The sequence below is a fragment of the Saccharothrix sp. AJ9571 genome (assembly GCF_021725495.1).
GTDB classification, from domain to species: Bacteria; Actinomycetota; Actinomycetes; order Mycobacteriales; family Pseudonocardiaceae; genus Amycolatopsis; species Amycolatopsis magusensis.
The window spans coordinates 1,218,030-1,234,931 of the sequence record NZ_CP091382.1; the positions used below are offsets into that span (position 1 = coordinate 1,218,030).

Here is a 16,902-nt window from a genome sequence, read left to right on the forward strand (position 1 = left end):
CTCATAGCATTGCCGAAGGCGTTGAGCGGCGGGGTCGCGGCGGCTAGCGCTCCCACCGTTCCGAGAACAGGTCGTAGCTCGGAGGTTCCCCTGGAAGCGGGTGGGCCGCCGTCGCGCGGAGGCCGTCCAGCGCGATGGCGTTGATGCGGGCCCGCGCGTCACGCGCCGCCTCGATCAGGTCGGTCCGACCCTGGCTGCCGAGCTGGTCGAGCAGCGGCGACTTGGCGAGCTGCTCGACCAGCAACGCCAGGTCGACCATGGTCACGTCGGGCCGCAGCACGCCCGCCCGGTGCGCACGCTCGACGAGTGCCGCCACCGCGCCGTCCGAGCGCGCGTTCTTGTCGGCCATCTCCTCGGTGATCTCGATCATCCCGGCCAGCGGCGCCAGTGAGCCGGGGCCGATCTCGATCGCGGTCCGGATGTAGTGCGCGAGCCCTTCCCACGGGTCCTCGTCCGCGAGCCCTTCCTCGGCGGCGCGCAGGTAGTCGTCCAGCGCGATCACGCACAGGCGCTGGAACAGTTCCTCCTTGGTGCGGTAGCGGCGGTACAGGCTGCCGATACCGACCCCGGCGCGCGCGGCGATCGCCGCCACCGACGCGTGCGCGCCCTCGACCGCGAGCACCTCGCGCGCCGCCCGCAGCAGCGCTTCGTCGTTGCGCTCGGCTTCGGCCTTCCGCCCGTGCTTCGTCATCTCCCCGAGTTTATCGCCCTTGCGGAGCGATCCGCTCCGCGCGTACCGTGGAAGCCAACCGGAGTGATTCGCTCCGTTAGAGCCGCAGGGAGCTGCCATGCCGGACACCGAGGCGATCCGCCAGACCATCGCGAACGCCGAAAAGCACCAGAACAACCTCGAGGAGTTCGTCGGCCTGCACACCGCCGACGCGCTCATCGTCAACATCGCCGGTCGCCGTGTGCTCGGTCGCGAGGCGATCCGGGAGGCGATGGCGCACGCGCTCGCCACCCCGCTGGCGAAGGTCCTGACCAAGACCGAAATCGTCGACATCCGGTTCACGACACCGGATGTCGCGCTCGTGAGCTGCGTCAAGCAGGTCTTCGACGAGCGTGAGGAGCCCGGCGGCCTGCCGGCCCGGGGCAGCCTGACCTACGTGGTGGCGCGCGAAGGCGACGACTGGAAGATCGCCCTCGCGCAGACCACCCCGGTCCTCAGCTGAGCAGCCGGTTCAGTTCGCCGTAGTCGAAGGACTCGGCGAGCGCGGCGTACGTGCCGCCGGTGAGCAGTTCTCGGGTGCTCCGGTGGACCACCGCGTAGGCGGCCTGGCTGATCGCCGCGCCGAGGCTGATCCGGGCGACGCCCAGCGCGGCCAGCTCCGCGACCGGCGGCGCACCGGGGCCCACCATCACGTTCACCGGCGCGGCCACGCCCTTGACCAGCGCGGACACCGTTTCCGGAGCCACGACGCCCGGCACGAAGACGCCGTCGGCACCAGCGGCCAGGTACGCGGTCGCACGCTCCAAAGTGGACTCGAGATCGCCGCCGGTGAGGAAGGTGTCGATCCGGGCGTTGAGGAAGAACTCGTCGCCCGCCTTGCGAGCGGCGGCGATCCGCGCGCACTGGTCGTCGACCGGCCGGGTGCCGTCCTCGAGGTTGATGCCGACGGCACCGGCTTCGAGCGCGAGCGCCACGGTCTCGGTCACGCCGTCCGGGGTGCTCGCGAACCCGCTTTCCAGGTCGGCGGTGACCGGGACCTCGACCGCGGCGGCGATCCGGGCGATCAACGCCAGCGCGCTGTCGCGGTCGAGCCGGTCACCGTCGGGCGCGCCGAGGCTCCACGCCACGCCCGCGCTGGTCGTGGCGATCGCCCGCGCCCCGGCGGCTTCGGCGATCCGCGCGCTGGCCACGTCCCAGGAATTGGCCAGCAGCAACGGGTCGCCGGTGTGCAGTGAGCGGAAGAGTGCGGCCTTGCCGGTAGTCATGCCCGGAAGTCCAGCAGAACGGCTCCCCGCCGTCCGGCGGTTTTACGACAACACCCCCGCGAGCAGCCGGGCACGCACCGCCTCGGCCTCCGGCGCCGAAGAACCGCGCCAGGCGACCACGTGGTCCGGGCGCAGCAGGAGCTGGTCACCGTCGAATTCGGTGACCGTCCACTCCGGACCGGCGAGGTCGAGGGTCGAGCGGGTGCGCGCGTCATCGAGCCAGCGGTGCGGGATGCGCGTGCCGACGCGCCCGGCCGGTGCGAAGTCGATGGTCGGTTCCGTGGAGCCGTCGGGCACCAGCGCGCCCGCCGGGTACTGGAACCCGCCCGCCGCCAGCACGTACGGGTGCGCCAGCATCGGATCCTCCTTGCCGGTGAGGAAGGTGTCGGCCCGCCGGGTGGACTCGTCGGCGACGAACCAGCCCGCAGGCCGCCGCTCGGCGTCGTAGCTGTCGAGCAGTTCCGGTGCCGCCTCCCCGCGCAGCACGGCGGCGAGTTTCCAGCCGAGGTTGTGCACGTCGGCGATCCCGGTGTTGGCGCCGCTTGCCGCGAACGGCGGCATGACGTGCGCGGCATCGCCCACCAGGTGCACGCGCCCGGCCGAATACCGGTCGGCCACCAGCATTTCCGCCTGCCAGCCCAGCACGCTCAGGATTTCGAGGTCCGGCACCGGCACGCCGAGCGCGGTCCGCAGGACAGCGGGCCAGTCCCGGTCGGTGTCCCCACCGGCCGCCATGAACACCCAGCGGCGCCGCCCGTCGACCGACGCGAGCGCGCCACCGGCGTCGGGGTGGGTGAGCCGGCACAGGTTGAACTCGCGCCCGCGCACCACTTCGGCGAGGTCCGCGTGGAAGTAGACGTTCACGCTGGGTTCGCCGACCGCACCCCGGCCCGAGCGCGTGATGCCCAGTGCTTCACGGCTTCCGCTGCGTGCCCCATCGGCCGCGATCAGGTACCGCGCCCGGATTTCTTCGCCGTGGAGTTTGGCGGTCACCCCGTCGGCGTCCTCGTCGAACCCGAGCATCTCGGTGTCGAACCGCACCCGCGCCCCGGCTTCGACGGCGGCGTCGCGCAGCACCGGTTCGAGCACGTCCTGGGCGATCAGGCAGGGCGGCTCCGGGCTCACCTCCACCTCCGGGCCTCCGCCGGAGGGCTGCCACAGCGGCAACTGCTCGGACTCGGCGAGCGTGCGCCCGGTGGCCATGTGGTCGTGCCCGGCGAGGTCCTTGGCGGCTTCGTGCACCAGTCCGGCGAGCCCCAGTTCGCGGAAGATTTCCATGCTGCGGAAGTGGAAGCGGCGTGCCTTCGGCTGCGGTGAGGTGGTCGACCGGCGTTCGAGCAGGGTCACTTCGACGTCGTGGTGCCTCAACACCAGCGCGGCGGTCAGCCCGACGAGGCCCCCACCGACGATCAGTACAGGTGTACGTTGTCCACTCATGATGTACGTTGTACACCGACTGCTAGCCTGACGTCCACCATGAACGAGAAACTGGTGTGGTTCGACGAACCCGCGCCCCCGCGCACCACGGAACCGCTCAGCCGCGAGCGCATCGTGGCCGCCGCCGTCGACCTCGCGGACGCGCAGGCGAACGGCGAGATCACCATGCGCACGCTCGCGCAGAAGCTGGGCGTGCGGAGCCCGATGGCGCTCTACCGCTACGTCGGCAGCAAGGACGGGCTGGCCGACCTGATGGCCGATTACGCGTATGGCCTGATCACCGTGACCGGCGGCGAAGGCTGGCGGCCCGCGTTGCGCGCGCTCGGCCTGTCCGGCTGGGAAGTGGTGCAGGCGCACCCGTGGTTCGCGCGGCTCGCGTTCAGCCGCCCGCCACTGGGCCCGAACGCGATGGCGCTCTACGACGCCGCGCTGGCCGAACTGGACGCGCTCGACCTGCCCGCGGCCACCAGGATGGGGTTCATCAGCACCGTGCTCGGGCACGTGCTGGGTTCCGGGCTGGCGCTACTGGAGGAACGCACGATGCGGGCGGGCATCGGCGGCGCCACCGACGAGGACCTGGCCGAGGCGGCGCAGCCGTACCTCGACCGGGTCGCCGCCGAGGGCCGGTTCCCGCACTTCCTCGAGTGGGCCAACGATCCCGAGCGCGAAGCCACGCCACCGCAGACCTTCGAGAAGATCCTCGACTGGCTGCTGGACGGGCTCGCGACGGAGGTCTAGCGGCGGGAGCGGCGCTTGCGGCCGGTCACCTTGTTGAAGATGACGAGCACGATGATCGCGCCGACGATGGACCCGATCCAGCCCGCCGGCTCGAAGCCGCGGAAGCCGCCGGTGAACAAGCCGTACAGGAAACCGCCGACCACCGAACCGACGACACCGAGCAGGATCGTCGGCAAGCAGCCGATGTCGTCCTTGCCCGGCACCACTGCGCGCGCGATGAAACCGGCGATCAGACCGAACACCAACCAGCCGAGAATGGTCCACAACACGGCATTCACCTCACGCTCGGACGGGTGCTGACAATGATCACGCTACCCGTTCGGGGGATGCGGTGCCGCCGGTAAGGGTTGACACGCACCACACCCCTGACCGAAGTTGGACTGGTGGAGCACACGTGGGAAACGGTGACCCGCCACCGCCGGGTCCGGCACCAGGCCTGCCGCTGCGGCGCCTGGCGCGTGCTGCACGGCTGGCGGGAGCATTGGCGCTCAACGGAAGCCGCGTGTTCCTCGCCGCCGGTGTTCCCGCGCGGGTGGCCGCACCACAAGGCCCACGGCGAAGCCGGCTTCTTCGGCGGCTGACCGGTTCTATACTCGAGCCGGTCATGACCGCGCACCCCGATTTCCCCGCTGAGCAACTCCTCGACGTGTTCAAGGCGCTCGCCAACCCGGTGCGCCTGCAGGTGCTGCAGTGGCTGCGGGAGCCGGAGCGGCACTTCCCGGTCGAGCAGGGCATCGCCGATCCGCACGAGGTCGGCGTGTGCGTGAGCCACATCCAGGCCAAGGCCGGACTCGCGCAGTCGACGATCTCCGCGTACATGGCTTCACTGCACCGCGCCGGCCTCGTGCGGGCGACCCGCGTCGGCAAGTGGACGCACTACCGGCGTGACGAGGAACGCATCGCCCAACTCGTCGACTCACTAGGCCGCTCGCTCTAGTCCTGGCCTTGGAGCCTGGGCGATCACCCTTGACACATCATATCGACTTTCTGCGATACTACGATCCATGAGTGAGCTGGCACCGGGGCGCTTCGGCGTGTGGACCTTCGACTTCGAGCACCTGGCGGCGAGCCGGATGCGGGAGTCCGTCCAGGAACTCGAAGAACTCGGCTGGCCCGCCTTCTGGGTGCCGGAACTCTTCGGGCGCGAAGCGCTCACGCACGCCGGATTCCTGTTGTCCTGCACCGAACGCATCACCGTGGTCAACGGCATCGCGCAGATCCGGTCGCGCGAACCGCGGTGGACGCTCAGCGGCGCGAAACTGCTGGCCGATGCCTACCCCGGGCGGCACGTGCTGGGCCTCGGCTTCGGTGACGCGCGGCCGGGAACCAAGCCACTGCAGGCGATGCACGCCTACCTGGACGACCTCGACGCGGCGGCGACCGTCAACCCCGAGCCGCAGGTGCCGATCCGGCGGATCCTGGCGGCCTACGGGCCGAAGATGCTCGAACTCGCCAGGGACCGGGCCGCGGGCGCGCACACCTACCACGTCACGGTGGAGCACACGGCCGAAGCGCGGGAGGTGCTCGGCGACGCCTTCCTCGGCGTCGAACACGCGGTGCTCTTCGAAACCGACCCGGGCAAGGCGCGGGAAATCGCGCGCGAGCACCTGCACCCCTACCTGACGCAGAAGTACAACGTCGCCAAGTTCCTGCGCCTGGGCTACACCGACGCCGACCTGGACCACGGCCGCGGCAGCGACCGCCTCGTCGACGACCTCGTCTTCTGGGGCGACCTGGACACGATCAGCGCGAAACTGCACCACCACCTCGACGCCGGCGCGGACCACGTCGGCATCCAGGTCATCGGCACCCGGCCTGGCGAATCCGCCATGCCCCACTGGCGCCTCCTCGCCGACGCCCTCCTGCCCCGCTGAAACACCCAACCCGCCCGGCCGGCTCTGCCACTATCGGGCCGATGAAGCGAATGGTGTTGCTGGGCTTCGCCGCGTTGTTCGGGTGGGGCGAGGTCGTGCACTGGCGTGCGTCCCGCGCGCTGGTGCACCCGCCAGGATCCGCGCGCTCCGAGGCGGTGGTCGTGCTCGGCTACCGCAATCGGCGCGGTGATCGGGCCAACGCGCTGAACCGGTGGCGGGTGCGCGCGGCGCTGCGGTCGATCGATCCCGCGCTCGACTCCGTGTTGATCTGCTCGGGAGCAGGCGCCGGGCCGGTTTCCGAGGCCGAGTTGATGGCCCGGTACGCGGTCGCCGAGTGCGGCTACTCCGGCGACGTCCGGCTCGAAGACCAGTCGCACAGCACGTGGCAGAACATCCACCACCTGGCCCGGCTGATCGACGGCGTGGACCAGGTCAAGATCGTGTCGCACCCGCTGCACGCCCGGAAAGCCCGGCTCTACCTGCACCACCAGCGCCCTGACCTGGCCGCGCGGCTGGTGCGCGGCGCCGACTACCGCCCCGGCGAGGCGTTCCTGCTCAAACCACTGCTCGCCGCGTACGGCCTGCGTCAGCTCGCGCGCGGCAAGCGGCACCTGGCCCGGATTGGGAATCGCGATCCCGGGTACCTCGAGGGCATGACCGGTCCCGAACAGCAGGACGAGGCGTTCGACGAGCGCAACGCCATCGAGGAACGAGCGACCACCCGGTCGGTCCTGCTGCCCGAGGAACAGGCCGCGGGCAGCGAGGACGCTGAAGCGCAGGCGAAGGAAGTCTTACGGGACTCCGAACACCGCGTGGAGGACTGACCTTCATGTAGTGGTTGTCCACAGGGATATCCACAACATGTGGACAGACCTCAGACGGCGAACACCTGGCTGTCGTCGGCGAACGCCTTGAACTCGAGCGCGTTGCCCGCGGGGTCCAGCAGGAACATGGTCCACTGCTCGCCCGGCTCGCCCTTGAACCGGACATAGGGCTCGATCACGAACTCGGTGCCCGCCGCGCGCAAGCGGTCGGCCAGCTTGCCGAACTCTTCGACGGTCAGCACCAGGCCGAAGTGCGGCACCGGCACGTCGTGCCCGTCGACGGGGTTGTGGATGCGCCGGGTGCCCTCGCCCGCGAGGTGCGTGACGAACTGGTGGCCGTGCAGGTTCCAGTCGACCCAGGTGTCCGAGCTGCGGCCCTGCTCCAGGCCGAGCACCTCGCCGTAGAACTCGCGCGCGGCGGCCAGGTCGTCGACCGGCATCGCCAGGTGGAACCGCGGGATGGGGGAATCGAGAATCGTCATGTCTCAATGTTAACATTCAGACATGACGCTCCCGCCCACCGTGGCCCCAGCTCGCCGGCGCGGTCTCGCCGACGAGGTCGCCGACCGCATCCGCGAGGCGATCTTCAACGGCAGCTATGCCCCGGGCACGCAGCTGCGTGAGGTCGAGCTGTCCGGCGCGCTGGACGTCAGCCGCGGGCCCGTGCGCGAGGCCCTGCTCCGGCTCGAACGCGAAGGGCTGGTCCGCAGCGAATGGCATCGCGGGGCGACGGTCACCGACCTCACACCCGAAGACGTCGCCGAACTCGACAGCCTGCGCGGCGCGCTGGAAACCCTCGCCGTCCGGCTCGTCGTCGAACGCGCCACCGACGCGGACCTCGATCAGATCGACCAAGCGGTGGTGCGCATGGAACGCGCGGCCGACGCGCACGAGATGGTCCGCGGTGACCTGGCCTTCCACGACGCCGTCTACGCGGCGGCCCACCACCGGCGCCTCGGCGAGGCCTGGGCGGCCATCCGCAACCAGGTCCACCTGTTCCTGCTCACCCGGATCAACCGCAGCACCCAGGACTACCTCAACCACATCCCGGCCGAGCACCGGGCACTGGTCGAATCGTTGCGCGCCAAGGACACCGAAGCCGCGCTGGCCGCCTTCGCCGAACACCGCCACCACGCGTTCGACATCCTCAACCGCTGACCAGCACCTGCGGCGAAAGCGTCTTCAATATCGAGTTGGACCACTTGAGCTGCCGCAACGTCTGCCCGAGGTGGCCTCGGTGTCGCCTCGGTGTCCCCCTAGCCACCGACGAGACGGGCTGAGCCAGGTTTCGGGTGCCCCCGTCCGGGGTAATCGCGCGGTGCGAAGAACAGGGGGTCCCCACCAATGCGAAGATCAACGGACGTCGCCGGTCACCTGGCGAACCTGGGACTCCTCTCCACCGAAGTCGATCTGCTGCCGCCCCTGCTCCCCACCACGGGCCCGTCGGTTCAGGCATTCCGCCACCGCGAAGACGCCACCCCGATGAACGCCTCCCAGCTGCGCGGATTGCTGAACCGCTGGCTGCGCGGCCTCGGCTTGACCGGTGACCTCCTCGAAGACGTGGTGCTCGCCGCGTACGAAGCGATGGCCAACGTCGTCGACCACGCCTACGCCGGCGATCCCGGTCCGCTCGACCTGCACGCGCACGCCCACGCGGGCACCTGCACGATCACCATCGCCGACCAGGGCCGGTGGCGCACGGCGCCGCCCACTTCCGGCTCGTTCCGCGGTCGGGGGCTCGGCATGATGCACGAACTGTCGAACGAGGTGCTGATGCGATCGAACGAGCGCGGCACCACGGTCCGAATGATCTGGCGCGACGCCTATCCGGCCTGATCCGGGCGCTTTGCCCGGGCCCACCGGGGTGGGTTACCCGTGTCCGCTTTCCCGTGGCCCGGCATCCGGTTTGCGTTGCACCCGCTAACGCGGGGTATGCGGTTTCGACTCGGCCACCCCGGCCGTGGCTCGACGACTCTGCCGTTCGATACGTTCGGTGATCATGATATGAGCAGTCGGTGATCGGCACCTTTGCCTAATCGCTTCACGGCTTCTACGGTGGGTCCACGGTTCAAACCACGTGCCGACCCCGGGAGGTCTCGCCTCGGTTGGGTGCTGCCTCCGCCCCGTCACCACGGAAAGAGCCAGCATGGACGCCACGCCACCGCTGTTGACCGTCGCCAGTCGCCTGCTCGGTGACACCGTCCGCCTGATCTCGGTGTGCGGTGAGGTCGATGTGACCACCGGGCCACAGCTGGACAGCGCGCTGGCCCTGGCCTGGAAACCCCCGTCGCCGTGCGCTCTGCTGGTCGACCTGGGGAACATCACGTTCTTCGGCAGCTCGGGCCTGCGGTGCCTGCTGAACGCGGACCACGAAGCTCGCACGCACGGCGCCACCTTCGGCGTCTGCAACCCGTCACGCCCGGCCCTGCGAGCCCTGAAAGCCGCCGCCCTCGACGGCGTCTTCCCCCTCTACACCACCACCTCCGCCGCCCTAGCCCACCACACCCCCTAACCCCACCCTCAACACCCGAACCCCACACTCAGACATCCGAACCCCACGTTCAGGCACCCGAGTCCCACACCCACGCAGCCGAACCCCACGTTCAGGCACCCGAGTCCCACGTTCAGACACCTGAGTTCCACACTCATGCAGCCGAACCCCACATCTGCGCAGCCGACTCCCACGTTTGGCCTCCCGAGTTCACCCTCAAACAGCCGAGCTTGCACCCGGACAACCGAGTCCCGCGCTCCCGTAGCCGAAACCCGCACTCGCGCAGTTGAACTCCACACTCAGGCACCGAAGTCCACGCTCATGCAGCCGAGCCCCACGTTCAGGTAGCCGAGTCCCACGTTCAGGTAGCCGAGTGCCACATTCGCGTAGCCGAAACCCGCGCTCGCGTAGGTGAACCCCACATTCAGTCAGCCGGAACTCACGTTCGGCGGACGGCTGGCGCGCCCGCGAATGTGGGACTGAGCTGCCTGAACGTGGAACTCGATTGCCGGAACGTGGGACTCGGATGCAGGAATGCAGAACTCGCGGACGCGCGGTTGGGCTGGCCGAGAGCAGAACTCGCGCAGCTGAGCGCGGGAACTCGGCCACGCGAACAAGGACATCGGCTACCTGAGCGTCGACCTCGCGACCGCGAGTCCCGAGTGTGGAACTCGGCTGCATGAGTGCGGGGTTCGGCTACGTGAGTGTGGAACTCGGCTGCCCGAACGTGAGGTTCGGGTGCCCGAGCGTGGGGCCGGGTGCGTGAACGTGGGGTTCGGCTACCTGAATGTGGAGTTCGACTACCTGAACGTGGGGCTCGGCCGTGAACGCGGAGTTCGGGTACGTGAGTGTGGAACTCGGCTGCCTAAGCGTGGGATTTGGCTGCATGAGTGTGGGGTTCGGCTGCGTGAGCGTGGGGTTCAGGTGCGTGAACGTGGGATTCGGGCGTGAGTGGGGATCGGGTGCGTGGGTGGGGTTAGCGGTGGCGGGAGCGGTGGCGGGCTACGTTGGTTCGGTTTCCGCAGATGTCCGGCATGCAGTATCGACGCCGGCCCGCGCGGCTGCTGTCGACGAAGACGCCCCGGCAGGTGTCCGCGGCGCATGCGCGGAAGCGCTCCGGGCTCAGCGAGCGCAGGACGCCGAGCAGGCCCACCCCGGTGAGCAGGGCGAGCGACTCCCCGGCTGAAGCGTCCGGAGCACGAAGGGCCCACTTCCCCTCGGACAGAGTGAGCGAGCCGCAGGAGACGAGCGACTCCAGGGCATCGAGGACCACCTCCCCCGCGATCACGGCATCGATCACCGACCGCAGGCGCGTACGCAGCGCCACCACGTCGGCCAGATCCGAGGCATCCACGTCCAGAGGAAGGTCGTGCGAGCCCAGGAAGGCGGCCAAGGCAGGCACCCCGTCCAGGGCATCGCCGCTGCGCAGCAGGACCTCGCCGGAGGTGTTCACCAGGGCGGTCGCCAACGCGGCACCCCGCGCGTAATCGTCTAACTCGACTTGCACCCCTTACCAACCCTCCCTAACGTAAGGCGTATAAGCGGACTTTACCCCTGACACAGGAGGCAGCCATGCAAGCCGGCCGGATCGCCACCCGCGTGCTCGGCAGCGGACCCCCGATCGTGCTCACCCACGGCACCCCGACCTCGTCCCACCTCTGGCGCCACCTCGCCCCCACCCTGGCCGAGACGCACACCGTCCACCTCTGGGACCTCCCCACCTACGGCGACTCCGAGGGTGAGAACCCCACCGTCGCCCAGCACGCCGCCACGCTCGCCGAGCTGGTCGACCACTGGAACCTCGATCGCCCCACCCTCATCGGCCACGACATCGGCGGCGCCACCGTCCTGCGCGCCCACCTGCTGCACGGCACCCCCGCCGCCCGCATCGCCCTGCTCGACGCCGCCGTGCTCGCGCCGTGGGTCACCCCGGTCGCCCAGCACATGCAGCGGTACGAGCAGGCCTACCGCACCATGCCCGTCCACGTGTTCGGCGAGATCGTCGCCGCTCACCTGCGGACCGCCTCGGTGAAGCCGACCGAGGACGTCTACCTCGACCACTTCGCCGGCGAAGCGGGGCGCGACCGCTACCTCGACCAGGTCCACGGCTTCAGCGAGGATGACACCGAGCCGGTGGTCGCCAAGCTGGCCGGAATCCGCGTGCCGGTGCGCGTGTTGTGGGGTGCCGAAGACCAGTGGCTCTCCGCCGACACCGGCCGCAAGCTCGCCGAAGCCATTCCTGGCGCGGGATTCACCGCCGTGCCGGGCGCCGGGCACTTCCTGCCGGAGGACGCGCCCGAAGAACTCGCCGCACTCCTGCGCGACTGGCTCAGCGACTGACCAGCTGTTCCCGCACCGCGATCAGGAACCGCGCCGAGTCCTCTTGGGACAGAGCGAGTTCGTCCAGCTGCGCCCACGCCTTCCGGTACTGCTTCAGGTGTTTCTCCTGGTTCAGCAACGACTTCCCGCTCGGGTACTCGACGTAGACCAGCTCGCCCTCGTCCGGCAGCCGCAGCATGGTGAAGTCCAGTTCCGGGTACAGCGTCGCGCTGTACCGCAGGATCCGGACGCACACCTCCGGCATGTCCCCGCACTTGAGCAGGTGCTGCACCTCGTCCAGCACCATCGCCGGATCCGCCCAGCCGCGAAGCCGATCGAGCGCGGACTCGCTGAGCAGGAACTCACGGCGGCCCTCCCGGTCGAACACACGCTGCCGATCCATGCGCGCTTGCACCAGGTCGTCCACGTTCGGGCAGCCCGCGGCCTCGAACTGCGCCACCATGTACTGCTCCGACTGCAGCACCCCGGGAATGCGTTCCCCGGTCCACGACCGGATGTCCGACGCGCGCTGCTCCAACTCCGGGAACTCGCCGAACCACGAGGGCCCGGCCCGGCGGACGGGCCGGGCACGGCCGGTGTTGTGCTGCCGCATCCAGTCCGCGGTTTCCCCGTCCACGCCGAGGAAATCGATCAGCCTGTCGAGGTTCGCCGCGGAGATCGTCGTGCTGCCGTTCTCGATCTTGGTGACGGTCGACTGGCTGCACCCGAGCACGTCCATCACCTGGACCTGGGTCACCCGCGCGGCCCGGCGGGCGGTCTTGATCCGCGCGCCGAGGCTGCGACGCCGCATGCGCACCGATTCGGGCGGGCTCACGAGAACCTCCCCGAACCATTCCGGGCCGCACGGGCGATCAGCCGAACTGCCCCGCGCGCACCGACGCGACGAAGTCCTCCCACTCGCGGGCGTCGAACACCAGCACCGGTGAGTCCGGCAGTTTCCCGTCGCGCAGGCCGATCGATCCGCGATCGGCCAGGTTCACTTCGACGCAGTTGGCGCCGTTCGGACCGCAGGTGGCCGGGCGCTGCCAGTCCGCGGCCGCGAACCGGTCGCCGATCGAATACGGGTCGTAGGTCTGCATGAGTCCCCCTCGCTGCTCGCCTGTGCGGAAGATCCACTCGATTCCAGAATGTGTATCGAATATTCGATGCGCAAGCCCGTACCTCGGCTGTGGTGGCGGATTCCGGCATCATTCACTCCATCGGGGTTCGGAAGGCGGCGCCGAGCCGGAAGGCCCGGCGCCGCACGGTTTTCACTCGTCGACCTCGGCCGGGCCGGGCGGTGGCTCCCGTCGCCGCAGGCACGCGAGCACGATCGCCGCCGCGAGCACCGAGCCGGAAATGCCCGCGCCCGCGGAAGCGCCGAAGAACACCACGCCGACACCGCCGAAGACCACGGCGGCCAGCAGGGCGACGCGCAGGGTGGTGGCCCAGCCGCCGAGCACCTCCGCCGCCAGTTCGGGCCACGAACGCGGGGGGCGCCGGTGGCGGGAGGGGCCACGCCTGACCGCGCGGACAGGGGGAACCACGGGGTCCTCGTCCGGCAGCGCCGGGCTCGCCGGATCTACAATCGTCAAGTTGCGCTCCTCGAAAGATCGATCCACTGGTGTGTGACTCCGGCGTGGCTCCCAGCCGACGGGAGCCACGCCCTGCCGATCCCCGAGCCCTCGGTGCGGCGTCGAATATTCGACCACCGTAAGTTACGCTCGTAAGATCCGACGCATTTTTACACACATCCCTTATTGCGCGCAGCAACCGGGGCGGAATTCGCCAACAACCTCGGTGAAGATCATTCAGGAATATTCGATCATAACTCGATCGAGTGATGAGTGCGCACCAAGTGCGCAGCGTGCCCGGGTTCTCGACCACTAACGGGGAGCAGCGGGCAGCAATTCGAACAATGCGAAATCGAATATGCGCTCAACAAAAAGCGCACCATTTTCCGGCACGCGCCGCCGCTTGGAGTCCGGCGGCGCAGATACCCGGAGGCCGACGAGGCCAGACACCCATCATGGCACAGATCGGCCGAGATTGCACACGCAGATGCACGTGCATGAGCTAGTGCATCCGCAGGTCCTCGCCGGAAAACGACTTTCCGGACAGAAGGGGGGCGTGCCACCATCCGCCGGTGCCTGCCTCACGTACCGAGCTGCTCAGCTGGCAGTTCGAGCTGACCTGGTCCCTGCTCGAACTCCACCTCGACGAACTCGATCCCGCCGACTTCGGCTGGGAGCCCGCCCAGCACCACTGGACCATGCGCCCCGGCTCGGATCAGACCTGGGTGCCGGACTGGTCGGACGGCGAACCGTCGCCGATCCCGGTGCCGACGCTCGGGTGGGTCACCTGGCACCTCGGCTGGTGGTGGTCGGTCACCCTCGACCACGTGAACGGGCGCACCCCGCGCGAGCGCGAGGAAATCGGCTGGCCCGGCCCGGGTCAGCCGACGATCGACTGGCTGCGCGGGCTCCGCGACGAGTGGACGGCCGTGCTCGCCCGCCTCACCGACGCCGACCTCGACGCGCCGGCAGCGTTCCCGTGGCCGGACGACCCGGAGAAGACCGTCGCGCACATGATCGCGTGGGTCAACGCGGAGCTGATGAAGAACACCGCCGAACTCGGCCAGCTCCGCCTGCTGCGCGCGGCGGCCTGAAAGCCGGGGCTACCGCGCCCGGAAAGCCGCGACCGCGGTGTGCTGCGGGGTGCCGGCCGGCGCGGGGTCCAGGCTGTAGAGGACCTCGACGGTCATCGCGCCCTGCGGCACCGGCTTCACGTACGGCCGCGCGGGATCCACGCGCTGCTCGCCGTACGAGGCGAGTTCGGCGTGGCCGGTCTCCGGGGTGGGCCCGAAGAACTTGAGGTGGTGCACGGTGAACGAGACGAAACCGAGGCTGATCACCAGGTCCGCGGGGGTCGCGGGGCAGACCAGCGTTTTGCTCACGGTGATTCCCGGACCCAGCTCCATGTGGCTCTCCTCCTCGATGGTCGGGTCTGCTCCCGGCGGTGCTCCCCCGCCGAGCAGGGCGGCGAACTCCTGCCTGGTGCCGCGGAAGGCGTTGAGGTCCAGCGGCGCGTACCCGGCCACCCGGCCGGAACTGGAGAACTGCAGCAGCGCCACGCCCAGTCCGCCGTAACCGTCCCAGTAGTGCGCCGGCACGTCGGCGTATTCGTCGGCGATCGAGCCCTGCGCGTTGTCGGGGTAGCGCGAGGACCACAGCGGCGGCAGGCCGGCCAGCGACGGGGAGCCCAGCTGCTGCCAGTACCAGCGCGGGAGGTACGTCAACGGCACGGGATAACCGGCCGACCGCAACAGGTTCACGATCTCCCTGGTCAGCCCGGCGCTGCCGCTGTTGCCCTCCACATCGGGGATCACCGGCATGCCCGGCGGCACCACGCGGCGCACGTTGTCCACCTGCGCCGCGGCCGAAACCCCGGCGCGCTGGTAGTGGTAGGCCGCGACCAGCAGGCCCGCGTTCTGGGCGCGCGAAACGTTCTGGTGAAAGCGCTGGTCGACGAAACCGGAGCTTTCGGTCGCCTTGCAGATGACGAATTCCACGCCTTCCGCGCGCGCTTGGTGCAGGTTGGGATTGCCACCCTGGTGATGGCTGATGTCGAGGCCGAACAGGACCATCGTCGTGCTCCCATGCGTTTCGCCGGCGAGCCGCTCATTACCGTTGCCGCGGCATGGAAATCCCGTACCGCGGCAACGATCCTAGCGTGCCGCCGCCGGTTCCGCGCGGCTTCACCGCGCCGCGTGCACCCGTTCGGCCGAGCGGCGGAAGAACACGGCGGCGGTCACCGCCGCGAGCGCGACGAAACCGGCACTCAATCCGTACGACAACTGAAAACCTGCTGTCAGCGCAGTTTTCTCCGGTACTCCCGCGTCGAGCAGTCCGGCGCTGTGCGTGGTCGCCGCTGTCGCCAGTACGGCGGTACCCATCGCGGCGCCGACCTGCTGCGTGGTGTTGATCAGGCCGGACGCGATCCCCGAATCAGCCTCGGTGGCACCGGACATCGCCTGCCCCATCAACGCCGGCATGGCCGTCCCGAAGCCGGCCCCCATCAGCACCAGCACCGGTAGTACGTCCACTGTGTACTGTCCGTTCTCGGGCACCCTGGCCAGCCAGGCCAGGGAAATCGCCACCAGCACCAGTCCGCCGGCGAGCACGTGCCGGGCACCGAACCGCTCGGCCAGCCGGGCGGCGAACCCGAGCGAGAACACCGCGATGGTCACCGGCGCTGGCAGGAAGGCCAGCCCGGTCCACAGCGCGTCCAGCTCCATCACCCGCTGCAGGTACAACGCGGTGATGAACTGGAAGCCGAACAAACCGGCGACCATCAGCACCATCACCAGGTTCGCCCCGCTGACCGCCCGTGCGCGGAACAACCGCAGCGGCAGCAACGGTTTGTCCGCTTTCGCCTGCCGCACCACGAAACCGGCCAGCAGGGCGAGGGAAAACGCCAGCAGGCCAAGGCTTCGCGCGCTGCTCCAGCTGTGTTCCTTGGCCTGCACGATGGTGTAGACCAGCAGCATCAGCCCACCGGTGACCAGTCCGGCACCGGCCAGGTCGGCGCCCTCACGCACGCCGAGCCCCCGGTCGGCGGCGACCAGCCGCCAGGTGAGCGCGATCGCGGCCACGCCGATCGGCAGGTTGATGAAGAACGCCCAGTTCCAGCTGAGCCCCTGGGTGAGCACCCCACCGGCGATCAGCCCGATCGACGCCCCTCCCGCCTGCACGAAGCTGTAGACCCCGATCGCCTTGGCCCGCTCACGCGGTTCCGGGAACAACGTGACGATCATGCCGAGCACCACCGCCGACGCCATCGCGCCACCCACGCCCTGGAGGAAGCGGAAGACGACCAGCGCGGTCCGGTCCCCGGCGATCCCGCACAGCAGCGAGGTCACGGTGAACACCGCCATGCCGAGCAGGAAGACGCGGCGGCGGCCCACCAGGTCGCCGAGCCGTCCGGCCAGCATCAGCGAACCGGCGAAGGCGATCAGGTAGGCGTTGACCACCCACGCCAGCCCCGCCTGGGAGAAGCCGAGGTCTCGCTGGATCCACGGCAGCGCGATGGTGACCACCGAGCCGTCGAGCACCACCATCAGCGTCGCCGCGCTGAGCACGCTCAGCGCGAACCACCTCGAGCCGCCGTTTCCGGACATGATCCATCCCCTCGACAAGGCGAATTCACAGAGTTTCCCCTGGCCAGCGCCAGGGCACTTCTTGTTACAGCGACCATCATGTGTGACCATGGGGCCCGGCGGAAG

At 69.5% G+C, this 16,902-nt stretch carries 23 protein-coding genes; 11 read left to right on the forward strand and 12 right to left on the reverse strand.

The genetic code is table 11. From position 1 onward, the window contains the following. Window positions 1–43: 43 nt before the first annotated feature. Window positions 44–691, reverse strand: a complete 648-nt coding sequence (locus L3Q67_RS04755; RefSeq protein ID WP_499188376.1) for a TetR/AcrR family transcriptional regulator — start codon at window positions 689–691, stop codon at window positions 44–46. A 97-nt stretch (window positions 692–788) separates the two neighbouring features. Here L3Q67_RS04755 and L3Q67_RS04760 point away from each other — a divergent pair, with 97 nt between their 5' ends. Continuing rightward, window positions 789–1,172, forward strand: a complete 384-nt coding sequence (locus tag L3Q67_RS04760; RefSeq protein WP_499188377.1) for a nuclear transport factor 2 family protein — start codon at window positions 789–791, stop codon at window positions 1,170–1,172. Here L3Q67_RS04760 and L3Q67_RS04765 read toward each other — a convergent pair. Together L3Q67_RS04765 and L3Q67_RS04770 are read right to left on the reverse strand one after the other, a co-directional pair. Next, entirely contained in the window at window positions 1,165–1,935 is a 771-nt protein-coding gene (locus L3Q67_RS04765; RefSeq protein WP_499188378.1) for an isocitrate lyase/PEP mutase family protein, read from the reverse strand. The two genes, L3Q67_RS04760 and L3Q67_RS04765, sit on opposite strands and share 8 nt — an antisense overlap. Before the next feature lie 42 nt (window positions 1,936–1,977). Further along, on the reverse strand, window positions 1,978–3,372 hold the full coding sequence (locus L3Q67_RS04770; protein ID WP_499188379.1) for an FAD-dependent monooxygenase: 1,395 nt from the start codon (window positions 3,370–3,372) through the stop codon (window positions 1,978–1,980). A 39-nt stretch (window positions 3,373–3,411) separates the two neighbouring features. Here L3Q67_RS04770 and L3Q67_RS04775 point away from each other — a divergent pair, with 39 nt between their 5' ends. Beyond that, window positions 3,412–4,110, forward strand: a complete 699-nt coding sequence (locus L3Q67_RS04775; RefSeq protein ID WP_499188380.1) for a TetR/AcrR family transcriptional regulator C-terminal domain-containing protein — start codon at window positions 3,412–3,414, stop codon at window positions 4,108–4,110. On the opposite strand, the gene L3Q67_RS04780 is transcribed toward L3Q67_RS04775, so the two are convergent. Then, window positions 4,107–4,379, reverse strand: a complete 273-nt coding sequence (locus L3Q67_RS04780; protein WP_499188381.1) for a GlsB/YeaQ/YmgE family stress response membrane protein — start codon at window positions 4,377–4,379, stop codon at window positions 4,107–4,109. The two genes, L3Q67_RS04775 and L3Q67_RS04780, sit on opposite strands and share 4 nt — an antisense overlap. A gap of 114 nt (window positions 4,380–4,493) precedes the next feature. Here L3Q67_RS04780 and L3Q67_RS04785 point away from each other — a divergent pair, with 114 nt between their 5' ends. From L3Q67_RS04785 to L3Q67_RS04800, 4 genes are all read left to right on the forward strand, one after another. Continuing rightward, window positions 4,494–4,691: a hypothetical protein gene (locus L3Q67_RS04785; RefSeq protein ID WP_499188382.1), complete on the forward strand. Its 198-nt coding sequence runs from the start codon at window positions 4,494–4,496 to the stop codon at window positions 4,689–4,691. Window positions 4,692–4,714: 23 nt separating this feature from the next. Continuing rightward, on the forward strand, window positions 4,715–5,047 hold the full coding sequence (locus tag L3Q67_RS04790; protein ID WP_499188383.1) for an ArsR/SmtB family transcription factor: 333 nt from the start codon (window positions 4,715–4,717) through the stop codon (window positions 5,045–5,047). Between the two features lie 67 nt (window positions 5,048–5,114). After that, complete coding sequence (locus tag L3Q67_RS04795) at window positions 5,115–5,984, forward strand: LLM class oxidoreductase (protein ID WP_499188384.1); 870 nt, start codon at window positions 5,115–5,117, stop codon at window positions 5,982–5,984. Window positions 5,985–6,025: 41 nt separating this feature from the next. After that, window positions 6,026–6,808: a YdcF family protein gene (locus L3Q67_RS04800; RefSeq protein ID WP_499188385.1), complete on the forward strand. Its 783-nt coding sequence runs from the start codon at window positions 6,026–6,028 to the stop codon at window positions 6,806–6,808. Between the two features lie 50 nt (window positions 6,809–6,858). Here the strand turns inward: L3Q67_RS04800 and L3Q67_RS04805 are convergent, their stop codons facing one another. After that, window positions 6,859–7,290 carry a VOC family protein gene (locus L3Q67_RS04805; protein ID WP_499188386.1) on the reverse strand — a complete coding sequence of 144 codons (432 nt, stop codon included), beginning with the start codon at window positions 7,288–7,290 and terminating at the stop codon, window positions 6,859–6,861. 22 nt (window positions 7,291–7,312) lie between these two features. Between L3Q67_RS04805 and L3Q67_RS04810 the strand changes: the two genes are divergently transcribed. The 3 genes from L3Q67_RS04810 (at window position 7,313) to L3Q67_RS04820 (ending at window position 9,320) form a co-directional block, all read left to right on the forward strand. Continuing rightward, a complete protein-coding gene (locus tag L3Q67_RS04810) occupies window positions 7,313–7,966 on the forward strand; it encodes a GntR family transcriptional regulator (protein WP_499188387.1) in 654 nt (217 codons plus the stop codon). Window positions 7,967–8,152: 186 nt separating this feature from the next. After that, window positions 8,153–8,644: an ATP-binding protein gene (locus L3Q67_RS04815; protein ID WP_499188388.1), complete on the forward strand. Its 492-nt coding sequence runs from the start codon at window positions 8,153–8,155 to the stop codon at window positions 8,642–8,644. A gap of 310 nt (window positions 8,645–8,954) precedes the next feature. Further along, window positions 8,955–9,320 carry an STAS domain-containing protein gene (locus L3Q67_RS04820; RefSeq protein ID WP_499188389.1) on the forward strand — a complete coding sequence of 122 codons (366 nt, stop codon included), beginning with the start codon at window positions 8,955–8,957 and terminating at the stop codon, window positions 9,318–9,320. 278 nt (window positions 9,321–9,598) lie between these two features. Here the strand turns inward: L3Q67_RS04820 and L3Q67_RS04825 are convergent, their stop codons facing one another. Continuing rightward, window positions 9,599–9,721, reverse strand: coding sequence for a hypothetical protein (locus L3Q67_RS04825; protein WP_499188390.1), 123 nt, complete (start codon window positions 9,719–9,721; stop codon window positions 9,599–9,601). Window positions 9,722–10,275: 554 nt separating this feature from the next. Then, window positions 10,276–10,767, reverse strand: coding sequence for a CGNR zinc finger domain-containing protein (locus L3Q67_RS04830; protein ID WP_499188391.1), 492 nt, complete (start codon window positions 10,765–10,767; stop codon window positions 10,276–10,278). Window positions 10,768–10,871: 104 nt separating this feature from the next. Between L3Q67_RS04830 and L3Q67_RS04835 the strand changes: the two genes are divergently transcribed. Continuing rightward, window positions 10,872–11,639 carry an alpha/beta fold hydrolase gene (locus L3Q67_RS04835; protein WP_499188392.1) on the forward strand — a complete coding sequence of 256 codons (768 nt, stop codon included), beginning with the start codon at window positions 10,872–10,874 and terminating at the stop codon, window positions 11,637–11,639. On the opposite strand, the gene L3Q67_RS04840 is transcribed toward L3Q67_RS04835, so the two are convergent. The 3 genes from L3Q67_RS04840 to L3Q67_RS04850 form a co-directional block, all read right to left on the reverse strand. Further along, on the reverse strand, window positions 11,629–12,453 hold the full coding sequence (locus tag L3Q67_RS04840) for a helix-turn-helix domain-containing protein (RefSeq protein WP_499188393.1): 825 nt from the start codon (window positions 12,451–12,453) through the stop codon (window positions 11,629–11,631). The two genes, L3Q67_RS04835 and L3Q67_RS04840, sit on opposite strands and share 11 nt — an antisense overlap. Before the next feature lie 37 nt (window positions 12,454–12,490). Then, a complete protein-coding gene (locus L3Q67_RS04845; protein ID WP_499188394.1) occupies window positions 12,491–12,718 on the reverse strand; it encodes a DUF397 domain-containing protein in 228 nt (75 codons plus the stop codon). A gap of 171 nt (window positions 12,719–12,889) precedes the next feature. Next, window positions 12,890–13,213 (reverse strand): hypothetical protein, encoded by a 324-nt coding sequence (locus tag L3Q67_RS04850; protein WP_499188395.1) that lies wholly within the window; start codon window positions 13,211–13,213, stop codon window positions 12,890–12,892. A gap of 551 nt (window positions 13,214–13,764) precedes the next feature. Between L3Q67_RS04850 and L3Q67_RS04855 the strand changes: the two genes are divergently transcribed. Next, window positions 13,765–14,286 (forward strand): DinB family protein, encoded by a 522-nt coding sequence (locus L3Q67_RS04855; protein WP_499188396.1) that lies wholly within the window; start codon window positions 13,765–13,767, stop codon window positions 14,284–14,286. A 9-nt stretch (window positions 14,287–14,295) separates the two neighbouring features. Here L3Q67_RS04855 and L3Q67_RS04860 read toward each other — a convergent pair whose 3' ends face one another. Together L3Q67_RS04860 and L3Q67_RS04865 are read right to left on the reverse strand one after the other, a co-directional pair. Beyond that, entirely contained in the window at window positions 14,296–15,264 is a 969-nt protein-coding gene (locus L3Q67_RS04860) for a glycoside hydrolase family 25 protein (protein WP_499188397.1), read from the reverse strand. Window positions 15,265–15,375: 111 nt separating this feature from the next. Continuing rightward, complete coding sequence (locus L3Q67_RS04865; RefSeq protein WP_499188398.1) at window positions 15,376–16,797, reverse strand: MFS transporter; 1,422 nt, start codon at window positions 16,795–16,797, stop codon at window positions 15,376–15,378. Between the last annotated feature and the right edge of the window lie 105 nt (window positions 16,798–16,902).

Coding starts and splice junctions, on each gene's coding strand:
- L3Q67_RS04755 (WP_499188376.1), bottom strand. CDS start 691: ATGACGAAGCACGGGCGGAAGGCCGAAGCCGAGCGCAACGACGAAGCG.
- L3Q67_RS04760 (WP_499188377.1), top strand. CDS start 789: ATGCCGGACACCGAGGCGATCCGCCAGACCATCGCGAACGCCGAAAAG.
- L3Q67_RS04765 (WP_499188378.1), bottom strand. CDS start 1,935: ATGACTACCGGCAAGGCCGCACTCTTCCGCTCACTGCACACCGGCGAC.
- L3Q67_RS04770 (WP_499188379.1), bottom strand. CDS start 3,372: ATGAGTGGACAACGTACACCTGTACTGATCGTCGGTGGGGGCCTCGTC.
- L3Q67_RS04775 (WP_499188380.1), top strand. CDS start 3,412: ATGAACGAGAAACTGGTGTGGTTCGACGAACCCGCGCCCCCGCGCACC.
- L3Q67_RS04790 (WP_499188383.1), top strand. CDS start 4,715: ATGACCGCGCACCCCGATTTCCCCGCTGAGCAACTCCTCGACGTGTTC.
- L3Q67_RS04795 (WP_499188384.1), top strand. CDS start 5,115: ATGAGTGAGCTGGCACCGGGGCGCTTCGGCGTGTGGACCTTCGACTTC.
- L3Q67_RS04800 (WP_499188385.1), top strand. CDS start 6,026: ATGAAGCGAATGGTGTTGCTGGGCTTCGCCGCGTTGTTCGGGTGGGGC.
- L3Q67_RS04805 (WP_499188386.1), bottom strand. CDS start 7,290: ATGACGATTCTCGATTCCCCCATCCCGCGGTTCCACCTGGCGATGCCG.
- L3Q67_RS04810 (WP_499188387.1), top strand. CDS start 7,313: ATGACGCTCCCGCCCACCGTGGCCCCAGCTCGCCGGCGCGGTCTCGCC.
- L3Q67_RS04815 (WP_499188388.1), top strand. CDS start 8,153: ATGCGAAGATCAACGGACGTCGCCGGTCACCTGGCGAACCTGGGACTC.
- L3Q67_RS04820 (WP_499188389.1), top strand. CDS start 8,955: ATGGACGCCACGCCACCGCTGTTGACCGTCGCCAGTCGCCTGCTCGGT.
- L3Q67_RS04835 (WP_499188392.1), top strand. CDS start 10,872: ATGCAAGCCGGCCGGATCGCCACCCGCGTGCTCGGCAGCGGACCCCCG.
- L3Q67_RS04845 (WP_499188394.1), bottom strand. CDS start 12,718: ATGCAGACCTACGACCCGTATTCGATCGGCGACCGGTTCGCGGCCGCG.
- L3Q67_RS04860 (WP_499188397.1), bottom strand. CDS start 15,264: ATGGTCCTGTTCGGCCTCGACATCAGCCATCACCAGGGTGGCAATCCC.
- L3Q67_RS04865 (WP_499188398.1), bottom strand. CDS start 16,797: ATGTCCGGAAACGGCGGCTCGAGGTGGTTCGCGCTGAGCGTGCTCAGC.